A 23,399-nucleotide genomic window follows, 5' to 3' on the forward strand; every position below is an offset into this window, starting at 1 on the left:
TGTACCCCGGTAACAGATTATGTATATCCGTAACCGTATTTTTTTCCAGGCCCATATCGGTAATTCGTTCGGTTAAAATTGACTGAATTCAGTACAAAATAGATTCTCCTGAGTTTACCCTCCTGGAAATACCTGTCGGCATCCTCCACATACTTCTTCGGTGTGATACCACTGGACGTAACAAATAGGTTCATATCGGCAATCCTATCCAATAAAAAGGCATCTGAAACCATTCCTACAGGTGCAGTATCCACTATTATAAAATCGTATTCCTCTCTTAACCCGCTGATCAATTCATCCAAAGCCGTTTTTGCCAGTAGTTCATTGGGATTGGGAGGGATGGATCCGGCTGTAATAACGGACAAATTAGGATGGAGTCCCGATGGTTTTACCAACTCCTGTTTGTCCATGTAGCCTGACAGATAGAGAGTCATCCCCTGTTTATTGTCTAACCCCAGTTCTTTCGCTAATTTAGGTTTTCTGATATCCAATTCTATCAACAGGACTTTCTTATCGATTAATGCCAGACTCATAGCGAGATTAATGGATACAAACGATTTCCCTTCACCACTGATACTTGATAATATGTTGATTACCTTTTTGTCTTTGCTGTTAACGACAAAAAGAAGATTGGCACGCAAAAGCCTTAGCATTTCGTTAAAATTGTCGATACCGTTCTCTTTTACAGCAACAGACTCTATTTGTGACAGTTTAGGAATTTCGCCCAATAAAGGGATTGATGATATCTCCTCCAGATCCTCTTTGTCATCTATCTGATATCTGAGAAGATCTTTAATGGTAATCCCAATAAAAGGCAGTATCAATCCCAGTAGGAAAAAGATGAGCACTACAAATTTCTTATTGGGCGATACGATGCCAGCCACCCGGATATAGTCTACCAGTTTAGAACTGGGTTCTACCACTGTCATGTTCATGTAACGCTCCTCTTTCTTTTGAAGAAGATAGAGAAACAAATCTTCCTTGATATTTTGTTGTCGCTTTATATCGGAAAAAGCACGTTCTTGTTGTGGTATAGCCCTAATCTTTGCATTGTTTCGATAATATTCATCATTAATATCCCGTAATTGAATCTCCAAGTTGTTTTTTTCGTTTTGTAAGCCGGATACTACTGAACTGAAGGTAGATTGTAACTGATTATTCAGGTCAATCATTGACTGATTGCTACTCGAGGCAATCCGGGATAATCTGTTCCGCTGCAATACCAGATCATTATAGGCAGTAATTTGGGAATTTAATATAGGACTTTGCACACCGGAATTAGCGGGGATCAGTTGACTATGATCATTTTTCTGTTGAACAAAAGATAACAAACTCATCACAATGGAATATTGCGACTCGATGTCCATTCTCTTTTGACCCACACTTGCTAATTGCGAATTGTAAAGATCAGCTTGAGACGCAATGTTTGTCAAACCCTGCGATTGCCTGAATTGCTGTGCAAGATCTTCCACATTGCTTAATTCATTGCTTAAGTTGGCTAGATGGCTATCTATTATTTTCGAAGTTTTTTCGGCTAAATCCAGTTGATCATTGATCCCTTGCTCATTGTAGGCTTCAATATATTCTTTCAGAAATTCCCTGCCCATTTTCATATTAGGGACATTCAATGTGATTTTGGCGATCGAAGACGTCTTTGAGGTTAACTTTACTTCTAATGAATTTGTAAATGTATCTGCTACCTTCAACGGATGTTGTATTTTCACTTTAAACCACCTCTTTTCAGAAGGTTTGGTCTTACCATGAAAGAGCCGAACCTCCCCAAAGGGTAATTGCACAATAGAGTCGTTTACTAGAGCCTTTACCTCATACTTGTCCCCTTCAATCTTTCCGGAAAAGAGATAATTTCCATCGGGATACACCAAAAGGGTGAATGATATCGTTTCTGATAAGCTCTTTAATCTATCTTCCGGTAACTGAATTCTGACAGGTAATTCATCTCCGTATAAAATAGCAGTCTTTCGCTTCGGAGCATCTGTCCAAACCTTGTCTATCCCAAATAGAGATTCCATCTCTGTGTATGAAGCGTATAGGTGAAGTTTCCTGACGACACTCTCAGCGACCATTGACTTCTTTAGTATCTCCACCTCATTATCCACATTACTTTTTCGGGTAACTACTCCCATTTCCCGAAAGACATTCAATTCCGAGATTCCTCCTTTCTGGTCATCCCTGAACTGAATGGAAGTGGTTATTTCATATTTCGGTAAGGCAAAATAGAGATACGCTGCCGCAATGGCCAAACAAAGAATGATAGATATTACAAACCATTTCCAGTAAGAAAGATATTTCATCAGAACAGACCATACATCAATCTTCTTTTCAGACAACATGAAATATTCTTCTTCCACTCCCAAGTTCTTATTCATCACTTTTTACAGATTTATTTTGACAATGAAAAAATGGAGATACCTAATGTTGCCAATGAGATCAACACCGACAAGGTAGAGACGCGGTAGCTTTCAGCCGCACCATACCTGGAAGAATTTGCCTTGGTTTGATTGGGTTCTACGTACACCACATCATTCTGTTGTAGAAAATAGGCAGGGGAATCAAACAGTTTTTTATCATTGAGATTCAACGTATAAATTACTTTTTCTCCTGATTCATCCTCCCGTAATACCTTTACATTATCACGCCGGCCATATATGGTCATATCTCCGGCCATGGCTAACCCCTCAAAGATAGTTATCCGGCCATTATTATTTTCAAATTTCCCTGGACTTAGGACTTCACCCAATACATTAATCGAATAGTTCATAAACCTGACGGTGATGATGGGCATTTCTTCAGTAAAGAATGGTTTCAATTGATTTTCAATATGCTTTTCCAGTTGTTTGGTGGTCATCCCTTTCACCTGCAAGATACCTAAAGAAGGGAAATTAATATTTCCATCAATATCAACCAGATAGTTCTGCAGTGTTGGTTGAGATTGAATATTATACTGGCTCGTAGTACCCTGTAGTCCAATCACCTGCGGCATGATAAGATTGTATCTTTTCGACGCATCGGGTTCACTGCTCACTACCGCGATAGTAAGGATATCCTTCGGTTTGATCTGGGGATCATACTTTACACTGTTCAGCACTGTCTGTTGCTGGTCGGTTTGCTGAAAATAGGCGATATCTTTCACTTGTACGCAGGAAATAGTGATGCAAGCGAGTGCCAACAAAAAAATAATTTTTTTCATCTTAAACATTAATTTAAAGTAATTGCATAATACCGTCAATTCATAATGAAAAAAAGACAATCATTATACAAATACTGCTAGCTGTGATTTTAATTCTTAATTTTGCAAGGATAAAATGTTTTATCTCTGCACCTCTAAGCTGTGTATATCTAGTTTTCTTAACTAAATTAGTTAAGTGCAACAAATATATATTGATATTTTATCAAAACTATCAAAAATGCCATTACATAATATTACACATTATGTACAATTTGCGTTGAAACTGTTTATGGCATTGACTCTTTAAAGACTTGTTTTTTTGACTCAATTCCATATCTGTGGAAATTTAGTTAAAAATTCCGTGTTTGACTATATTTCACATCTATTCCCCTGTTTTTTAACATGATGGTAGAAAATAAAAATATATCTTTGCAACGCAATCAAACAACAAGCTACATTGAACAAATTACTTTGGTGGAAGTAATTTATTAGGAAAATCAAGCGCACTCATCCTCTCCCATTGATTTGGCCATAGATAGGGAGAATTATAATTAGAGTTTTCCACCAATATTTGGTTTGTCTCAATTCTGCTTACACATTCAGAGACACTATTTTATTCAAACACACTATTAAATTGAAAAAGAAAGATGAAACGAAACTACATGATTATCTTTTTGGGATTGGCATTCTTATGCCTTAATCTGGGAGTATCTTCTGTTCAGGCTCAAGGAGCCAGATATACAGGATCATACACCAAGTCACCTACCATTAAACATATTGGTAAAAAGGACTTTGTAATTGACGGTCTGGAAATATCCAGTGCCGATGAAATTTGTATCGCTTTGTATAACTGTGAAAATGTGGTTATCAAGAACTGTAAATTCGGACCTTCTCAACGATACAGAGCAATCCATTTAGAAAACTGCAAAAATGTAACCATCATAGACTGTACATTCGAAAACGTACAAACTGGTCTCCGGGCGGCAGCATCACAAGGCATACAATTTGAATACAACGATGTGACAAATCTTGTTGGAACGTTGAAAGGATCGGATGAACTCGGGATTATGGTTCAATTTATCAAGGTTTCAGGGGCAGGTAATAGCGTTAGCTATAACGTATGTGAAAATTTCTCGGGAGAAAGTTCCACCGAGGATATTATTAATATGTGGCAATCAAATGGAACGGCGGGAAGCCCTATCATGGTGAAAGGGAACTGGATCAGAGGAGGAGGTCCTTCCGACTCTGGTGGAGGAATCCTTATTGGAGACGGTGGTGGATCCTATCAGATCGCCGAAGATAATATCCTTGTCGACCCGGGTCAATATGGTATTGGCATTGCCGGAGGTCATAATATGACCTTGAGGAACAACAAGGTATTTGGCAAAAAACAATATTTCTCCAACGTAGGTATGCAAGTTTGTAATTGGTACGAAAAAGAAGGAATACAGTCTCATACTGTAACAGCAGAAAACAATACTATAAACTATAGAAACAAAGACGGAAAGGTTAACAATTGGTGGTATGCAGGCAATACGGGGACAATAAAAGGTAGGGATACCAACAAACATGATCCCAATATGACCGCATCGATCCTCCCTGATAAAATTATAGGTAGAGCCCGCTCTGTTTCTTCCGAACCGGAAAATAAACCGGAAAGTATTCCTAACGTAGAGAATAATGACAAAGAGATGCGCATCTATTTGGATACCTACGGACGTATCTGCGTCAATAATCGTTCGCCATTGGAAGCGTCAGCCATTGTGGTAGTTAAGAATCAATCAGGAAAAACTGTCCTTGAACAAAAGATTACGAGTTATCACACAGTGTTACGGAAGATTCCTGCAGGCACCTATAAAATTCTGGTTAACTATACCTTGCAGGTAGGTACCACCCGTAGTTTACATCAAGAAACGTTAGAAATTCTCTAAATAAATTTCCGCAATCTCCTAAACACTACAATTATAATGAAAAATTTTATATACTTACTGGGTTTTATCTTACTCAGCATCACTATTTCTTGTGAAAAAGAAACAGTGAATCAGATCAGTGACGAAAACAATCAAGAGAGCGAAACCATTAAAGACTTCAGCCAATTCATAGGTAACTGGGAAGTAAATGCTTACAGCGATTCAGAACTTATATTCGGTCCATTTAAAGTGACTACCTTTAAGGCTGGGAATGATTCTATCACTCTCCTTGATACGGAAGAAGAATTCTGGAAATTCCAGGTAAAAGCATTGGCCAAAGTAGAAACCGGAATCTTTGAAACAAAATTGTTAAACTGCGAAAAAAGTGACGAAAGTATCGAAATCAAAATACCCAATGGAAAGATATTAGATAACGATAGCATCTACTTCGAAATACAGTTTGAAGATGACGAAACTCCTTTTTTGCACACCTATCAGTTGAAAGGGCACCGCATAAGCGAATAGATCAGTTTTGGGCTTGTGATACAACTTGCGAATTAACTTCCTCTTTGCTCACAAGTTCTTTCAAGGTATCTATCAATTGCTTTTTGTTGAGTATATCCAGTTTCCTGTTAATACGGTGAATCGTTACAAACACCGCATCCAGGGTTCTGTTTGTAATTGAGGCTATATCCTTGCTGTCCATATCGTTTACAAGTAAACCACAAAGGATTACTTCCCGGTGGGACAGCGAGGGATAGGCTCTCTGAATTATACGCAGTTCCCTTTCATAATAGACCAAATCGTCCAATGTTAATTGCTGGTTCCCCTCTCTGAAATATTTCTTCATCAAACTCTCATGCATGCTTTTTCCTGTTCTATTCAAATAGGGTTTTAATTTGGAAACCTCGTCCTTTATCGAATAAAGTGATGAAATAGAAGCTACTGCATATTTTTCTGAGGCTTTTGAAAAATGGATGATATATATTTTCCCAAGTGAAAGATTATTAATACAATAAAGTGAATAATTCATTATTTCATGTTTGCCGTTAAGCATAATGACATGTACTTTCTGATCATTCACAAAATCGTTATTAATTTTCTGATAACATTTTCCTACATATGGATTAATCTTCCTCCACGCTGTCAGGTCAAATACCTCCCCCTCATTCATTCCCAATGTTTTATAAGCTCGTTTATTCAAAAAAACTTCCTCTTTCGAAGGAATATAAACAGCCATGGAATGAGGGATTTGATCAATGTCTAATACAATTTTTCCTTTAAATTGGTATTCATTACCAATTTCGACCTCTATTTTTTGGGTTCGCATTTTGCTGTGACTTTAATGTTTGTCGCAAATATATAACACATAGTCGGAATTTAAACACTAATTGAGAAAAAAAAAACTTACAAAAACCTACAAAAATTAATATTTACTGTATAAGTAACTAATTATTAAATAATTATTTAATTTCCATTTTTTTACTTCATCTATAATAATTCTACAGATTTCCACAATATTTATTGTTAGATCAAATTTTTTTCTTGTAGTACATATTCCTATCTGTAAATTTTCAATGGGTAATACTTACTGCTACAATTATAATTATGTGGTTTTAATGAACAAGTATCGGGATAGTTGTGATCGTTCATAGATTGTATCGATTTTTATTAAAAAAATTCGTGAATAAAAAAAATGTCGTATATTTGCAACGCAAAAAATATTACCCTTAAGTATAGAGGATGGGTAAATTTTTTACTGAAAAGATAAATCACAGCTGTCTAAGAAATTAATTTGATTTAACGGAATAAAGTCATCTAAACTTTTTCACCTTTAAACAATATTATAAAGAAGGAAATTCTTTTTTCTGATGTTAAGTTACTTAGCAAAGATATTATAGAAAATAAATTCTATTATATTTATGATATTGCATGTGAAATAAACAAAAAAACATAAGTGAATTTGTAAATAAAATGCAAGAGTGATAGGATGATTTTTATATTATAAAAACCAAACTTTCCACATCAAATTAAAGTTTACTATGCCAATAATTAATTCATGGAATTTTCCTGTATTTAAAGGAAATTTAGAAGAAATAAATTATACCCATCAGAAACAATTCGTCATCAATACGATTAGTCCGAATTCGTATGGTTTGGCTTGCAAGGATCAGACCGTAAAGGAAGCATTGCAAAAAAGTGATATTCTTATTTTGGACGGCTTGTATTTTGGATGGGTTGCTTTGTTTAAGCAAGGGATAAAAATAAATCGTATTGCGGGTTGGGATGCTTTTGTGTTTTTTTCAAACGAATCAAACAAATCGTATGGCCGGGTTTTCTTTCTGGGTTCATCGGAAGATACGCTGCGAAAAATAAAAGAGAGATATAATAAAGAATACCCAAATGTGGAAGTGGGTTATTATTCCCCCCCCTTTAAACCAGAATTTACTGCGGAAGATAATGAAGCAATGTATCAGGCTATCAATAAGTTTTATCCGGATGTAGTATTTGTAGGAATGACAGCTCCTAAGCAGGAGGTGTGGGCATATCAGAATAAAAAGAACATTGATACAAAAATAATTTGCAGCATAGGTAATGTCTTCGACTGGTATGCAGGTAATTCTATACGTCCGGCCCTGTTCTGGCAAAAAATCGGAATGGAATGGTTGGTACGTATTTTTTATCGTCCGGAGATTTTTAGAAGAAACATAGGAAACCAAATGTTGTTTTTCAGACACTTATTCCTGAATATATCACATCTGAAGAAAATAGAATAACTTAAAATAATAGATATGATTAAAGGAGCAATTATCGGCCTCGGCAAAATGGGGCTTTCCCACGCGGCTATAGTGGGTGCGCATCCCAAAGTAGATATGGTCGCTGTTTGCGATACTTCTTCGCTGGTACTGGATGCATTTAAAAAATTTACTCAGGTACACACCTATAGCGACTATCAGGAAATGATAAAAAAGGAAAATCCTGATTTTGTCGTTATTGCCACTCCTACACGATTTCATTACGCCATGGTAAAATATGCGTTGGAAAACGGCAAGCATGTTTATTGCGAAAAACCTTTCAGTCTTCACGCCTATGAAGGTGAAGAACTGGTACACTTAGCCCAAAGTAAGGAATTGATCAATCAGGTAGGTTATCATAATCATTTCATCGGTACTTTTCGGGAATTAAAACGGCTGCTTCAGACAGGTATATTAGGAGAAATCGTGCACTTTACCGGCGAGGCATACGGCCCGGTAGTCATAAAGGAAAAAGGAGGAACATGGCGGTCGAAACCCGAAGAGGGTGGAGGTTGCCTGTATGATTATGCTTCACACGTTTTAAATCTGATACAGGAAACTATCGGTCGTCCAACAGAGGCAAGTGGTTCGCAATTGAAACATATCTATTCCAAAGGAGTGGAAGATGCAGTATATTGTTCATTGAAACTGGAGAACGGAGTTTCGGGACAATTGGCAGTAAACTGGAGTGATGAAACACATCGCAAGATGACCACTTCGCTCTCTATAATCGGAAAGAACGGAAAAATAATTTGTGATGCTACCGAAATAAAGATTTATCTCAAAGAACCGGTGAAAAAAGAAGGTTTGGAACAAGGCTGGACTACAAAATATATTACCGATTTTGCAATTCCGGTCAATTATTATCTACGGGGAGAGGAATATAGCGCGCAAATAGATAATTTTATAGATTGCATCGTAAATAATAAACAATCGGTTTATAACACTTTTGAACAAGGACTGTACACCGATAAAGTAGTGGAAATGATAATTGCAGACGCTAAAAAATAAGAATTATGGATAAAGTATTATTTGGAGATAATCAGTTTTTTGCTGTTAATCACGCATCGGATGAAAAAGCGCGCGCACAATCTATCCGTTTTAAGGAGGACAAGGCAATAATGAAAGTGTTGGATGATGCTATTGATTTAGGCATAAATACTTTCATGTGTACTACCCACGATCGTATTGCCAATATCTGCGACATTCTGCGGGCAAATCCTGAAAAATATAAGAATTTCAACATATATCCATGTATGCCGTATGCCCACAAATATGCCAATGCAGTAACAGAATTGGGTATTATAGGCACCATCAAACAGTATGTACCTGGAAATTTATTTGGCACCTTTGCCAAAGGAGGTATGGCTTTTGTTAACAAGGATTTTATTAAACTGATAGAATTATTGATTGATGCTGAAATGAAAATGTTTAAAGGCATCAATACACCAGTAATTTTTATTCAGAATGTAATTGTGGATATGATACTTGGCCTAAAAATGCATGGTGTGCTTAAAGCGTATGATGAATACATACGAAAAAAATACAATGCAGAGCCGGGGTATATAACCATGAATATGCCGGCACTATTGGATGTACTAAATTCTTTGGGAATTGACAATCCCATTATTTGCAGTTCTATTAATAAGATAGGTTTTCGTATGAGCGGTGGTATTGAGTTATACGAAAAATACCTGCAAGAGAGACAATTCCGGCCTATTGCTATGCAAGTATTGGCTGCTGGCGCATTACGTCCGAAAGAAGCTATCGAATATCTCGGGAAATTTTCGAATATAGAATCCGTTTTGTTTGGAGCTTCATCAAAAGGACATATCCAGGAAACAAAAGACCTGATTGAGTCGACAATCTAAAAAGTTTTATGTATCAACCATCAGGTATTTATTGTAATAAAGGGAATTCCACCAACAGCATAACTTAATAATTCCATTTGGTACTCTCTATAAATATCAGGGAAAAAGTAAAAAGTGAATTATACTGGTCCACTTCTTTTATTCCTCTCGACATACTTCTTTGTAGATACTTACCTGTAATTCGGCAATTTCTTCGAGGGTAGGAGCCGTTTTTTTCAAAGCATTCATAGAAAGTTCTTCTGAAAATACGCGATTGGAAAAAATCTGATGAATCGAGTATGCGCACATATTTACATCGCCGGGAGGGAAAAAGAGCATCGAATTACCTTCTCTGTCCTGTTCCGGCAAGGCTCCCACATAAGAAGCAACGGTAGGAACTCCCAGCCTTAACGACTCGGCAACAGCGACACCATATGATTCGATAAAGGTAGGAAATACGGCAACATTCGATTTCAACAGTTGATCAATAATCCCTGTTTCATCAAGAGGACCGAGCCAAGTCACATTTTCATTTAAACCCTGTTTACTCAATTTCCTTTTAATAAATTTAGTATAACCATCTTCTCTGATTCCCCTACCTGTATGTCCCGCGATCATCAACTTCAAACCGGGATATCTTTTTTTCAATAAGGGCAAAGTATCAATAAGAACATGCAATCCCTTATACGGGGCAGTAGAAGATATGGAAGTGAAGATAGTGTATGCGGTACATCTTTCGGAATTCCATTTTTCGGAAGTGATAAAATTTTTCCTCAATGGAATCCGGGTTTCGATGAGCTTGGCATTTTCATTCAGAAAGAGGATATTTGCTCTCACCCACTCCGATTGAGTGCTTATATAGGAATGATTCCGGATCATTTCCAATTCGTAACGTGCGTGTTTTTCAAACTCTTTTTTGATATTAAACAGCAATAACTCAGGTTTCACCACTTCTTTTATCCCCACGGAAGCTATCAACTCTCTCATGGTCAATCTCCCGTAAAATTCATTTACTATTTGTGAAATTAACCCCTGAATTTCCAATACCGTATTCCCTTTAATATATCCTCTTGCAGTAAGTAATCCCCAATAGCTCTCCGTACCCCAGATATGTATCACATCAGGAGTTATCGAAGAGACGATTTCGGTAATCTGTCGGAGATATTTTTCCCGGGGAATTTGATCTTTTTTTTTCCAAGTGTTTGGGACTTGCCACTGTACTACTTTTTTATAATTGGATTTTCTGATTGTCTTTGTTTTTCCCTGAGAGATATTATATAATTGGATATCATCCTTATCCATAAGGATATCAGCCATGGCATCTAACCATGTAGCAGTACCGGAGATTTTTTCTTCGGTAAAGAAGCGGCTACTAAACCACAATACTTTCATTATCTGAATTTTAATTGATGTACAGTATCATATACGTCAAACACATATGGAAAAGACAAAAATAAAGTTTTTTTTTCAAATACGAAAGTCTCCATAACTTGACGGTATTGTAAAATATGAAAATCTGATTCTACAAATATATTCTTGTCCAACTGAAAAACAACTTTCTGCTGATTGCAGAATAGATGGAAAAATCGGCTAAATCATTTGGAACGTGCTAAATAATATACTATTTTTGTACCGTTTTTAACGAAGCAGATAAGGATTGTCCCACGATTCGAAGAAGTTATAGCGTTAATCAAATAAATATCAGTAATATAGTATATTACAACATATTATCTTTCTATTTCTTTCCGGTTATTTAAAAAAAATGTAGAACATTAGTAAATAAAGGTGAGTACAGCCAATAGAGTCATAAAAAATACCGGTTTCTTGTATGCGAAGATGGGGATAACCGTATTCGTATCCCTATATACTACGCGATTATTGCTCAGTTCATTAGGAACTACTGACTTCGGCATTTTTAACGTGGTAGGAGGCGCCATTGCCATGCTGGGATTTTTGAATGCGGCCATGGCTGGTGCTACACAACGTTTCATGAGCATTGCGGAAGGAGAAGGAAAACAGGAGAAGAAAAAAATTATTTTCAATATCAGTGTAATATTACATTTAATTATCGCCTTTATCATTGGTTTTGTACTACTCGCTGTCGGTTATTTTTTCTTCAATGGTATTTTAAATATTCCTGACGACAGGGTCTTTGCAGCAAAAATAGTGTATGGCAGTATGATTATCAGTACTATGTTTACTGTGATAACTGTACCCTATGATGCTGTGCTGAATTCCCGTGAAAACATGTTATATTACGCTATTGTAGGCGTAATGGAGTCATTCCTTAAACTTGCTGTAGCTTTTATTGTAGTGTATGCCTTGCAGGACAAATTGATTGTATATGGTATATTGATGGCTGTAATTTCCCTCCTGGTCATGGCGGTTATGTGCATATACTGTCACCGAAATTATGAGGAGTGCACTATTGCACCAGGACGTTATTGGGATAGGGATCTCATGAAAAAAATGACAGCATTTGCAGGATGGAATTTACTGAACAATGCCAGCAGGATGATATCGCAATACGGATTGAGTGTTGTATTGAACAATTTTTTCGGCGCCATTCTAAACGCAGCACAAGGTATTGCTAATCAGATTTCCGGTCAGTTGATGGCCTTTTCCAATACGATGATAAAGGCTGTCTCTCCTGTGATTGCAAAAAGTGAAGGTGCGGGAGAAAGAGCCATGATGGTGAACGCATCATTGTTATCTGCAAAATACGGTTATCTATTATTCGCTTTTTTTGCTGTACCCTTTATATTGGATACTCCATATATATTACAGATATGGTTAAAAGATGTTCCCGATTGGGCAGTATTATTTGTTAGGCTGCAATTAATCCGTTTATTAGTCGAGCAACTAACCCTTATGGTTGGCAGAACCGTGGAAGTACAAGGAGATGTAAAGGTTTATTTTGCACTGCAATCATTCCTGAATATATTACCTATTATCTTGACCTATTTGTTTTTCTCTTTTGGTTTTCCACCCTATTATTTATATATTATCTGGATTTTGGTAGGAGGTATAATAAGTGGTGGCGTTTGCGTATATTTTGCAATGTTGAAGTGTGGACTTAAATTTTCTGATTTTGTAAGGAAAGTGGTATCCCCCAGTATAGTCCCCACTCTAATTATGCTTATAACAGGATTTATTCCTATTTATTGGATGGAAGAATCCTTCTTTCGTTTATTATTAGTCGTTATAATGACTACTATCTCTTTTATCATTATGGTGTATGTCTTTATGAAAAAAGAAGAAAGAATTCTGATATTCAACTTAATAAAATTAGTAAGAACTAAAATATTAAAAAGCAAGAATATCAGCAGTGCATCGGGCCAACCTTAAATCTTATTCTGCGATTGTATTCCATTTTGCCAAATGACACGCGTATATAATCGAATGATATTGCTTTCAACATTTCCAAGTTATCGGTGATGTTTGGAGAATAATATATGAACTTGGGAAAAGTTCCTGCAAGCTTTACTTTTCCCTCGTCTTTCATTATCTTTGCAAGATAAAATGAAATCATGGATATATCAGTTGTCATACCGCTATACAACGAAGAAGAATCGCTCGTCGAACTACACGATTGGGTCCGACGGGTTATGCTTGAGAATAAGCTGTCGTATGAGATTATTTTTGTAGATGATGGGAGTAGTGATGGATCTTGGGAAATCATTAAAGGGCTAAAAAACAAATATGATACTGTAAGGGCAATTAAATTCCGTCGGAACTACGGGAAATCACCTGCCCTGCATTGCGCTTTCCAGAAAGCGCAGGGTGATGTGGTCATCACAATGGATGCCGATCTTCAAGATAGCCCGGATGAAATCCCGGAACTTTATCGTATGATCAGGGAAGAGGGATACGATCTGGTTTCGGGTTGGAAAAAGAAACGTTATGACGATAAGCTGACCAAGAACCTGCCGTCTAAACTGTTTAATGCCACTGCCCGAAAAGTTTCCGGGATTAAACTCCACGATTTTAATTGCGGCTTGAAGGCCTATCGCAAATCTTTGGTCAAAAGTATTGAGGTTTACAACGATATGCACCGTTGGATCCCCGTACTGACCAAAAATGCAGGATTTACCCGTATAGGTGAGAAGGTGGTACAACACAGCCCCCGGAAATATGGGAAGAGTAAATTTGGTGCAGACCGTTTTGTGAATGGATATCTCGACCTGATGACGCTTTGGTTCCTGAATCGTTTCGGGAAAAAGCCGATGCACATCTTCGGACTTTGGGGAAGCCTGATGTTCCTGCTAGGGTTCATAGCTATTGTGCTTGTAGGTGTTATTAAGTTATATGATATGCATCACGGGAACCCTTACCGATTGGTTACGGAATCACCCTATTTCTATATATCCCTTACCATGATGATCCTGGGTACCCTACTCTTTCTTGCAGGATTCCTGGGCGAACTGGTATCGAGAAATGCACCCGAAAGGAACCATTACAGGATTGATGAAGAATTCTGATATTTGGCTGCGCGTTATTCAATAGTTATTCATGCTTCGCATGTTATTCAATGGTTATTCGGCTTCGCCGTTATTGCTCCTTTGCGGGATAAATATAACCGAATAACAACTGAATAACAACTGAATTACAACCGAATAACAACCGAATAACAACTGAATTACAATTGAATAACAACCGAATTACAACTGAATTACAATCGAATAACAACCGAATAACAACCGAATAACAACCGAATATATGCAAAAGCATTCATACTATCTTATTTTGTTCACTGCCCTTCTGCTATCCTGTACTTCGGGAAGTAAACGGGATTACCATTATTATCAGGAATTAGGAGAAATATTCACGACCGGATATAATATTAAGTATGCCTATAACCGTTCGTTAAAGGAGGAGATCTTATCAGAACTTCATGAATTTGATATGTCGCTAAATCCTTTCAAAGAAAATTCTATTATTACAAAGATAAATCGGAATGAGCCGGTGGAACCCGACTCTTTCTTCCTGAAGGTATTCCGGAGAGCGGAAGAGATATCACGCACTACATCCGGAAAATTCGATATTACTGTTTCTCCACTTATCAATGCCTGGGGTTTTGGATTTCAGAATATGGACAGCATCACCCCTGAAATTATCGACAGCCTGAAAGAATTTGTAGGTTATGAAAAAATATCTGTCAGTGCCGAAGGAAATATCACTAAAACCGACCCAAGAGTAGAAATCAATACTTCTGCCATAGCTAAAGGTTATGCATGTGATGTAGTTGCTGATTTACTGGAGAGTTACGGAATAGAGAATTACATGGTGGAGATTGGAGGAGAGGTCACGGCAAAAGGCGTAAACGACAAAGGAGAATGTTGGCGCATTGGGGTAGATAAACCTATTGACGATGCCACCGGTATGTTGCACGACTTGCAAACGGTGCTTTCCCTTTGCGATAAATCATTGGCCACATCCGGTAATTACCGGAACTACTATATCAAAGATGGAAAGAAGTACGCCCACACTATTGATCCGATTACAGGGTATCCCTCCCAACTGGATATTCTTGGTGCTACCGTAATTGCCGATGATTGTATGACCGCCGATGCTTATGCTACCGCTTTTATGGTTATGGGAATGGAGCGGTCGATTGAAATAGCCAAAGAAATACCCGGATTGCACTATTATTTCATTTATGAAAAAAATGACGGCTCTTTTGGCGTTGAATATTCCGGCGATTTCGAACAGTTTTTTATAGAATAATATACATTTGGAAGAGTAAAATATCTTACGGATTTTTATCATACATAATAAGAAAGTATACACTAAGAAAAAAATGGAACAACAGGAAACAGGAAAAAAAAGTCAGAATAGTGTAAGAATGTGTCTTCAAAAGAAAAAAAGGAATATGATTAACTTCCATGTATATGGAAAAACATCCATCATATTATTCTTATTTTTTGTATTCTCTTTCTTGGAACTCTCTGCACAAGAAACTGATCATACACCTTCATATCCCAACTTTAAAATCGATGGAACATTAAAAACTAAATTCGAGCATGCCACTGAAACCGGCATGTCGCGTTTTTCTGTTCGAAACTCCCGCGTCGGCGTAGCAGGGGATATCAATCCCTATTCGGCTTACAGGGTACAGGTAGAACTCAGCAACGAAGGCAAGTTCAACGTATTGGACCTGAGCGGGACATTGAAGCCCATTGAGGGACTTTCACTTACATTGGGCCAGACCAGCATTCCACTGTTCAATAGCTACATCGTAGCTCCCGGTTCAATGATGTTTGCCAATCGTGCTTTTCTGGGAAAATATTTTTTGAGTACCCGTGATTTAGGGTTTGTGGCCAAATATGATTTTCTTCTCGGTACTATTCCCACGAAGTTTGAATTTGGTGTGTTTAATGGAAATACAATCAATGATCCGGTCTGGAAGGAAGACGTGTCATATGGAGGACGAATAGAATTGGGTAGCATGCAGGGGTTTCGTATGACAGCAAAAGTATACGATTATCCAAATGACGAGGAGACTCATTTTCTTTTCTATGGAGCCGATCTCCGCTATGAGCAAAAAAACTGGAAAGTGGAGACCGAAATCATGAAGAGGGAGAGCAAGACAGAATTCCATCCCGATTTACTTTCTTATTATCTGCAAGGGGCATATACGATTCCTATCCGGACAAAGATGTTTGAATTTGTCAAGCCCGCTGTTCGATGGGATGCTATCGACGGGAGTCCGGATGTGGGTGGATTCGACGTCAACCGACTGACTACCGGAGTCGGTTTTGGGTTTAAGAGCGAACGTTTTACCTCTATTCTCCGACTTGACTACGAATGGTATATGGTGAATCATCAAATGGATATCTTCTCACCCAATGATGAGATGGATTCCGACAAATTCACCCTGGAGTTGCTGTTCACTTTTTAATAAGCTTTCCTGATATGTGCAAACCCAACACAAAAGATTGATAAAATAGCAAAAATATAGATCGACCTGTTTTTTTATTGCAGGAAATTAGGTATTTTTGTCCTGCATAAATTCTTGGAAAATTGATCAATGCAACATATTAAAAAAATTACACATGAAAAGAAAATCATCTATTTTATCCCTTCTGCTCATTGTCGGGGTCGCCATCTTCTCGACTTCCTGCAGCAGCAAATTAACGCCGCTTACGCAGAATAATTTCAACGTAACGCCTTCTCCGCTTGAAACGGTGGGAAACCAGATTCCTGTGACCATCAACGGTACATTCCCCGAAAAATGGTTTAATAAAAATGCCACGGTAACTATCACCCCCATCCTGAAATATGCAAGTGGTGAAATTGCCGGCACTCCCTACAGTTATCAGGGGGAGAGCATCTCCGGGAACAGGATCACCATTTCTCAAAACAGGGGGGGAAACTTCTCGATGAACAGTTCGTTTCCCTACTCTTCCGAGATGCAGTCATCGGAACTATATCTCCGGTTCGACGGAAGAATCAAGAACAAACGCTCCAATCTGCCCGACCTGAAAGTGGCTGATGGAGTGATCGCCACTTCAGCCCTGGCAGATGTGGGAACCACCCCTCCTTCGGTAGCTCCCGACGGATTCCAGCGTATCATTCAGGATGCTCAGGAAGCCAATATCATGTTCGTTATCCAACAGGCCAACCTGCGCCAAAGCGAGTTGAACTCACGTGATATGAGCGAATGGAAACGTCGCGTAGAAGAAGCATTCAACGATCCAAAACAAAATGTGAACGTAGAAGTATCAGCCTATGCATCACCCGATGGCGGGCTCTCCCTCAACGAAAGGCTTGCCGCTGAACGTGAACGTAACACATCCAAATATTTGGAAAGTGAATTGGACAAGAGAAAGATCGATACTGAAGTCTATGCACATTATACTGCCCAGGACTGGGAAGGATTCCGCCAGTTGGTTTCAGCCTCTAATCTGCAGGACAAGGAATTGATCCTCCGGGTATTGGAGATGTATCCCGATTCCGAGACCCGTGAAAGGGAAATCAAAAATATCTCCTATGTATTTGAGGAACTCGCCGGAACTATTCTGCCGCAACTGCGCCGTTCACGCATTATCGCCAATATCGAGATCGTAGGCAAGTCGGATGATGAGATCATGACAGCATGGAAACAAAATCCGAAAGAATTGTCGGTGGAAGAATTACTGTATGCTTCAACGCTTACCGACGACCAAAGCGTGAAAGAAAATATTTATCAATATGTTACTGCCAACTTCTCCAATGATTACAGGGGATGGAACAATATCGGTACGATGTTCTTTAAACGTGGAGAATATGCCAAAGCAAAACAGTCATTCGACCGCGCAGCACAGGTTAATCCTTCGGCTCCCGAAGTGAATATGAACAAAGCTTTGTTCGCTATTATGGACAATGACCTTAACTCCGCCAATGAACTGCTGGGACGTTCTCCCGGTGCTGACGGGCTCGACGAAGCCATGGGGCTTCTCAACCTGTTACAGGGTAATTACAATCAGGCCGTAGGAGCTTACGGCGAAAGCAAAAGCAATAATGCCGGTCTGGCACAACTATTGGTGAGAGACTACAATAAGGCCAAACAAACACTGGAAGCTGTCGATAATCCCGATGCCGTAACAGCCTATCTGCTTGCCATAATCGCCTCCAGAACCAATAATTTCAACGAAGTGACATCGAACCTGCGTACGGCCATCGGCCGCGATAGAAGTATTGCAGCAAAGGCGCTGAACGATTTGGAATTCGCAAAATACCGCACCAATCAGGAATTTATGTCGATTGTAGGTTAAAATATGAAGTAGAAAATCATTGGCGTTTTCGTTAAGCTAAACAAACGGAAGGCAAAGTGAATAAAAAAAGTGGATCGCATCGATCCACTTTTTTTTGTGACAAAGGATAAAACTGCTCGTATCACCGGGCAGAATCGGGTTCATTTTACTTCTGCCAAATCAGTTTGATATTGAAATCATCCCCACCCATATTTTCTTTGGCATCCTGATAATTGGCCATATTGTTCCGCTGTAAAATGACCGGATATTTAAACCGTCTGGGCATCACATTACCTGTAGGTACCCCATCCCCTACCGGCATCTGCGGCAATCCGGTCCGGTTATATTCGAACCACTGCTGGTAATCGCAAAAGAACAACGCGTAAAACTTCTGGATCATGATTCTTTCCAGTGTACCGTTGAATTCTGTTTCTTCATTATCGAAATAGCTTGCGGGAAATGTTGCGCCCCATCTTTCAATAGCCGCTTGTACACCGTTTTTATAGTGTGTCCCGGCATCGGAACTGATTATATTTTTCAGTGCCAGTTCCGCTTTTATAAACTCCAGCTCCGCATAACCCATCAGAGTAAGTTCTAACGGCGGTTTTACAATGTTCTGGTTCGGGCCTGAACCGTTAAAAGAAGGAGCGATATTATATCCGCTGGGCCATCCCACGTACGATTTTTGATTGTCATTGGTCGCCTGGGTAGCAAAAACAGGTAACCGGGGATCATTCCAATTTTTCAAATTGTCGATAAAAAACTCCGACAGTACTTTGTAGGAAGTGAAATCCTGCGGACGGGTCATCGGTGGCTCGGCAGGGAAAACTCCCGAAATAAACAGTTCCGCTGCGTCTTCATTTGATTCAAAAACAGGATAAGTAGCCGGCGCATTGAGCATTTTTTTCAATTCCGATTCGGCATTCAATCCGGGGACATTCAACCCTCTTAATAAAATCCGGATCCGGAGAGAGTTGGCAAATTTCCTCCATTTGGTAATACCGGCCGACACACCGGAAACCAATGCGTTGTCGGTGCCATATAACATTTCACCGTCTGTATTATATCTCAGGCCGGCGGTTTCATTAAACAGCAGGTTAGCGGAATCCAGATCCTGCAAAATGGATTTGTATACCTCCATCTGCGTGTCGAATTTCGGCGTAAACACCCCCTCGTCGCCCCTTGTCGCTTCACTCATGGGAATATCGCCAAAACTATCCACCATTATGCTGTACATCCAGCTCTGAAGGGTTTTGGCGATTGCGCGGTAATTTGTTTCATTCAGCATCGCGGCCTGTTTTTCCATTTCCCGGATATTGTTGAGCCAACGGTAGTAGACACTCCAGTGACCATCTCCCGCGGCATCGGAAATATAATACCATCCCAATCCCCCTGTACTATTGGTAGTTACGATAGACTGCATCAGGTGAAACGTAAAACCGTTATACCGACTCCAGTTATAGCTGCCCACTTCATACAGGACAGGATTCAGGAAAACACCGGGATTTGATTCCTGCATGCGTGTAGGATCCGTATTCAAATCATCAAAATTTTCACAGGAACCAAGAATTATACTGAATAGTAAAACTATGACAAAAAAACTGTCTTTTATAAACTTAAACTTTCTCATCTTCATTATTTTTAAAAGCTAATATTCAAATTTACACCGTACGATTTTGTGGATGGGATAGAACCGTTTTCTATTCCCACTACCATGGCATTGCCGTCCAATGCGGCAATTTCAGGATCATAAAGGGGATAGTCGGTAAATGTCAGGAGATTCCTGCCGTAAACACTTACAGAGAGTACCGAAAACGGGGTTCTGGCCAATAACCTTGCAGGCAATGCATATTCCAGGCGTATCTCCCGTAATTTTATAAATGAAGCGTCAAAAGTATTTGTCTCCACATTTGCCCTTCTGTAATATTCCTTATTGTAAGCCTCTACCGTAACCAATTTTTCATTGGGACTATAAGATCCGTCACCGTTCCTGACCACACCCGGAGCCACCATATATACCCCTCCCAGGTTTACCAGACCGGGATCGGACGTAATGCGGGGATCATCTGCGGGGATATAGTATTCCGTACCCGGCAGACGTCCGTTCAGCGTGTGCGCCAGTTTACCCTGCTCGCTCATTTTATGATGTGACTGGGAATAAACCATGCCCCCGATTTGTCCGTCCAACAGGAAGCTGAAAGTAAAATTTTTGTATTTGAACTCATTAAAGAATCCTGCTTTCCAGTCAGGACTCGCATTCCCTACAAATTCAATCTCGCCTGCCTGTTCCGGAAGGCCGTTAGGACCTATCACCACGTCCCCATTCTCATTTCTCACCAGTTTATAACCCCAAAGGTCGGTTACGGAACCGCCTACGGTACCGATCAGTGACACAACCGAGCCTACGGTCGCTATCACCTGGTTCTCGTCGGACCCCTCAGCCAAAGAAAGGATCTTATTATTATTCTTAGCCCATGTAACCGCAGATCTCCATCTGAAATCGCGTGTCGCAACCGGGATTGCATTGAATTCGACTTCAAAACCGCTATTCTGTACTGTTCCGGAGTTAATCGTTGCCCGGGTATATCCTGTAGTCGGGTCGATCGGCGCATCCAGTATCTGGTTCTTGGTCCTGTTATAATAATAGGTGAAATCAACTCCCAACCGGTCTTCATACATCCTGTAATCAAAACCCAATTCATAATTGGTAGATATCTCCGGTTTGAAATCCCTGTTGAAAAGGGTCGTGGGCAATTGGAGCGATCCGGGGAAAGTGCTGGTATCGTAATATTGCGATGTTTTATACGGATCCGTGTCATTACCTACCTGCGCCCATGAAGCCCTTAGTTTCATGAAACTTATTACCTCGGGCATGGAGATCATTTCATTCATAATAGCGCTCAGGCTTACCGAAGGATAAAAGAACGACCTGTTCTCTTTCGGCAGGGTCGACGACCAGTCGTTACGCCCGGTAATATCCATGAACAGCACATTCTTGTACGATAAGTTGGTCATGAAGTATAAGCTGTTGATGGCTTTATTCCGTATTCTTGTCACCACATACGGGTTGGATGCTCCATTCGCCAGTTTATATATTCCGGGAGTCTTTAATCCGTTGACTGAAGCCGACAGTAGGTCATATTTCGACTGCATCATATTTCCTCCGACGGAAGCACTGAAGTTGATCCCGTTATCAAACGTATCATGATAAGTAAGCAATGCGTCGGAGTTGATCTCATAATCAAACACGTTTTCCTTTTTGAAAAATCCGTTCCCGAAGACCACATCACTGATGGGACGATGCTGCTCCCTTTGTTCGGAAGAGAGTTGTATACCGGAACGCACCATAAGTGCAAGTTTGGATGTTATGTCGAAGGTGGCGGATAACGAACTTACGTTGCTGTGTTTCCGTGAAGGGTTTTCCGACTCATACAATATCACAAAAGGATTCCCGATAAATGAACTGTATGGTTGCAACTGCCTCACATTTTCCTGCCCGGTCCTCCACATCGGCCGTAACCAGTCGAGATTTACGTTAGGATTCTGGAAAATCAGGAAATAGGATATTGAATTACTGTTATACCCCAATGCAGGAGTATTATCTACTTTACGATTCGTATAACTCGACCTGAAATCAATTTTCAACCGGTCGGATATCTGCTGTTGACCGCCCACACTTAAAGTGAATCTGTCGTATCCTGTGTTCGGCAGGATCCATTCGTTTTTTGCATACGTTATAGCGCCCCTGACAGAACCTCTGTCCGATTTTCCCGTAATGGCTACCGTGTTGGTCAATGTATACCCCAATTGAAAAAGGTCTTTACGGTTATTCGGATAAGCAATCCAGGGAGTTGGCTTTTCTGCCCTATCCTGTAGTTCGGGATCGTATTGGTAATAGAGTTGATTGGAATCGAACCTGGCTCCATAGGCGCTGCTTGTCCCGCTTGTACTCGAATTGCCGTCAGGAGATGCTCCGTATGAATAATAGAGTTGCCCTGCATATTCCGTACCGGCTTTACCGATATTCGAGGGAAGCCCCTGCCCGAATTCGTATTGATAATCGGGCCATCTCATCACATCTTCTATATTCAGATTCGAAGTAAACTCAACTCCGATACCTTTTGTCGCTTTCTCTCCCGATTTGGTCGTAACCATGATCACACCGTTGGCCGCGCGGGATCCGTACAATGCAGTAGCGCTTGCCCCTTTCAATACCTGGATGCTGGCGATGTCGTTCGGATTAATATCGGCAAACCCATTCCCATAGTCGATAGAAAGCTCTGCCGCATCACCCGCCCCATATGCCATACCGGGATTGGTAATGTCATTACTCAGGGGGACGCCGTCAACCACGATCAGCGCACTATTGCCGTTGACATTCAGTGACACATCACCCCGAAGGGAAACCCTGGTGGACGATAATGGCCCGCCGGGACTCACTATGTTCAATCCGGCCACTTTCCCGGATAAGCCGGTCGACCAGTTATTGGGCATCGTATTGGAAATAGATTCTCCATCGAGGTTTTCCGTGGAATAACCCAATCCTCTTGCCTCCCTTTTAATCCCAAGGGCGGTGACAACCACCTCATCCAGTATTTCGGAATCTTCATGCAGTATGGCGTTGATCACCGAAGTTCCATCCCAGGCAAGTTCCTGTCCGGCAAAACCAATATATGTAAATACGATGGTGGAGTTCGCAGGCACATTCAATGAGAAATCCCCGTTGACATCCGTCACTGTTCCGTTAGTTGTCCCTTTCTCTACCACATTGACCCCTATGAGGGGAATACCGGCATTATCTTTCACATTACCCCTTAAAAGGCGTTTCTGGGCATACGCTCCTTCTGTGAAAAATGCAAAGCATAACAGCAAGCTGAAAAACAGGGCTGAAAAATTGATTTTCATCATTTAATTTAAATTTA

Annotated in this window: 16 protein-coding genes; 10 read left to right on the forward strand and 6 right to left on the reverse strand. The window is 39.8% G+C overall.

The features are described 5' to 3' along the window. Positions 1–17: 17 nt before the first annotated feature. Together ABV001_RS01820 and ABV001_RS01825 are read right to left on the reverse strand one after the other, a co-directional pair. Positions 18–2,387, reverse strand: coding sequence for an exopolysaccharide transport family protein (locus ABV001_RS01820; RefSeq protein ID WP_352421234.1), 2,370 nt, complete (start codon positions 2,385–2,387; stop codon positions 18–20). A 14-nt stretch (positions 2,388–2,401) separates the two neighbouring features. Continuing rightward, the gene (locus ABV001_RS01825) at positions 2,402–3,208 is read right to left on the reverse strand and encodes a polysaccharide biosynthesis/export family protein (RefSeq protein WP_352421235.1); all 807 of its coding nucleotides are present in this window, start codon (positions 3,206–3,208) and stop codon (positions 2,402–2,404) included. A gap of 626 nt (positions 3,209–3,834) precedes the next feature. Between ABV001_RS01825 and ABV001_RS01830 the strand changes: the two genes are divergently transcribed. Together ABV001_RS01830 and ABV001_RS01835 are read left to right on the forward strand one after the other, a co-directional pair. Next, positions 3,835–5,118 (forward strand): right-handed parallel beta-helix repeat-containing protein, encoded by a 1,284-nt coding sequence (locus ABV001_RS01830; RefSeq protein WP_352421236.1) that lies wholly within the window; start codon positions 3,835–3,837, stop codon positions 5,116–5,118. A 36-nt stretch (positions 5,119–5,154) separates the two neighbouring features. Continuing rightward, complete coding sequence (locus ABV001_RS01835; RefSeq protein WP_352421237.1) at positions 5,155–5,622, forward strand: lipid-binding protein; 468 nt, start codon at positions 5,155–5,157, stop codon at positions 5,620–5,622. Between the two features lies 1 nt (position 5,623). Here ABV001_RS01835 and ABV001_RS01840 read toward each other — a convergent pair whose 3' ends face one another. Then, positions 5,624–6,427 carry a helix-turn-helix transcriptional regulator gene (locus ABV001_RS01840; RefSeq protein WP_352421238.1) on the reverse strand — a complete coding sequence of 268 codons (804 nt, stop codon included), beginning with the start codon at positions 6,425–6,427 and terminating at the stop codon, positions 5,624–5,626. Between the two features lie 712 nt (positions 6,428–7,139). Here ABV001_RS01840 and ABV001_RS01845 point away from each other — a divergent pair. The 3 genes from ABV001_RS01845 to ABV001_RS01855 are packed head-to-tail and all read left to right on the forward strand — an operon-like array spanning position 7,140 to position 9,763. Continuing rightward, positions 7,140–7,874 carry a WecB/TagA/CpsF family glycosyltransferase gene (locus ABV001_RS01845; protein ID WP_352421239.1) on the forward strand — a complete coding sequence of 245 codons (735 nt, stop codon included), beginning with the start codon at positions 7,140–7,142 and terminating at the stop codon, positions 7,872–7,874. 15 nt (positions 7,875–7,889) lie between these two features. Continuing rightward, on the forward strand, positions 7,890–8,903 hold the full coding sequence (locus ABV001_RS01850) for a Gfo/Idh/MocA family protein (RefSeq protein WP_352421240.1): 1,014 nt from the start codon (positions 7,890–7,892) through the stop codon (positions 8,901–8,903). A gap of 5 nt (positions 8,904–8,908) precedes the next feature. After that, complete coding sequence (locus tag ABV001_RS01855) at positions 8,909–9,763, forward strand: hypothetical protein (protein ID WP_352421241.1); 855 nt, start codon at positions 8,909–8,911, stop codon at positions 9,761–9,763. Between the two features lie 138 nt (positions 9,764–9,901). Here the strand turns inward: ABV001_RS01855 and ABV001_RS01860 are convergent, their stop codons facing one another. Beyond that, positions 9,902–11,134 (reverse strand): glycosyltransferase family 4 protein, encoded by a 1,233-nt coding sequence (locus ABV001_RS01860; RefSeq protein WP_352421242.1) that lies wholly within the window; start codon positions 11,132–11,134, stop codon positions 9,902–9,904. Between the two features lie 393 nt (positions 11,135–11,527). Between ABV001_RS01860 and ABV001_RS01865 the strand changes: the two genes are divergently transcribed. The 5 genes from ABV001_RS01865 (at position 11,528) to ABV001_RS01885 (ending at position 18,498) form a co-directional block, all read left to right on the forward strand. After that, a complete protein-coding gene (locus ABV001_RS01865; protein WP_352421243.1) occupies positions 11,528–13,090 on the forward strand; it encodes an MATE family efflux transporter in 1,563 nt (520 codons plus the stop codon). Positions 13,091–13,272: 182 nt separating this feature from the next. Further along, positions 13,273–14,223 (forward strand): glycosyltransferase family 2 protein, encoded by a 951-nt coding sequence (locus tag ABV001_RS01870; RefSeq protein ID WP_352421244.1) that lies wholly within the window; start codon positions 13,273–13,275, stop codon positions 14,221–14,223. 238 nt (positions 14,224–14,461) lie between these two features. Then, complete coding sequence (locus tag ABV001_RS01875) at positions 14,462–15,469, forward strand: FAD:protein FMN transferase (RefSeq protein ID WP_352421245.1); 1,008 nt, start codon at positions 14,462–14,464, stop codon at positions 15,467–15,469. 145 nt (positions 15,470–15,614) lie between these two features. Next, on the forward strand, positions 15,615–16,643 hold the full coding sequence (locus tag ABV001_RS01880) for a putative porin (protein WP_352421246.1): 1,029 nt from the start codon (positions 15,615–15,617) through the stop codon (positions 16,641–16,643). Positions 16,644–16,797: 154 nt separating this feature from the next. Beyond that, positions 16,798–18,498: a tetratricopeptide repeat protein gene (locus ABV001_RS01885; protein WP_352421247.1), complete on the forward strand. Its 1,701-nt coding sequence runs from the start codon at positions 16,798–16,800 to the stop codon at positions 18,496–18,498. 145 nt (positions 18,499–18,643) lie between these two features. Here ABV001_RS01885 and ABV001_RS01890 read toward each other — a convergent pair whose 3' ends face one another. After that, positions 18,644–20,017 carry a SusD/RagB family nutrient-binding outer membrane lipoprotein gene (locus ABV001_RS01890; RefSeq protein WP_352421248.1) on the reverse strand — a complete coding sequence of 458 codons (1,374 nt, stop codon included), beginning with the start codon at positions 20,015–20,017 and terminating at the stop codon, positions 18,644–18,646. A 101-nt stretch (positions 20,018–20,118) separates the two neighbouring features. Continuing rightward, positions 20,119–23,382: a SusC/RagA family TonB-linked outer membrane protein gene (locus ABV001_RS01895; RefSeq protein WP_352421283.1), complete on the reverse strand. Its 3,264-nt coding sequence runs from the start codon at positions 23,380–23,382 to the stop codon at positions 20,119–20,121. Positions 23,383–23,399 lie beyond the last annotated feature (17 nt).

Origin of the sequence: Proteiniphilum sp. (assembly GCF_040307845.1) — a bacterium.
Lineage (GTDB): Bacteria > Bacteroidota > Bacteroidia > Bacteroidales > Dysgonomonadaceae > Proteiniphilum.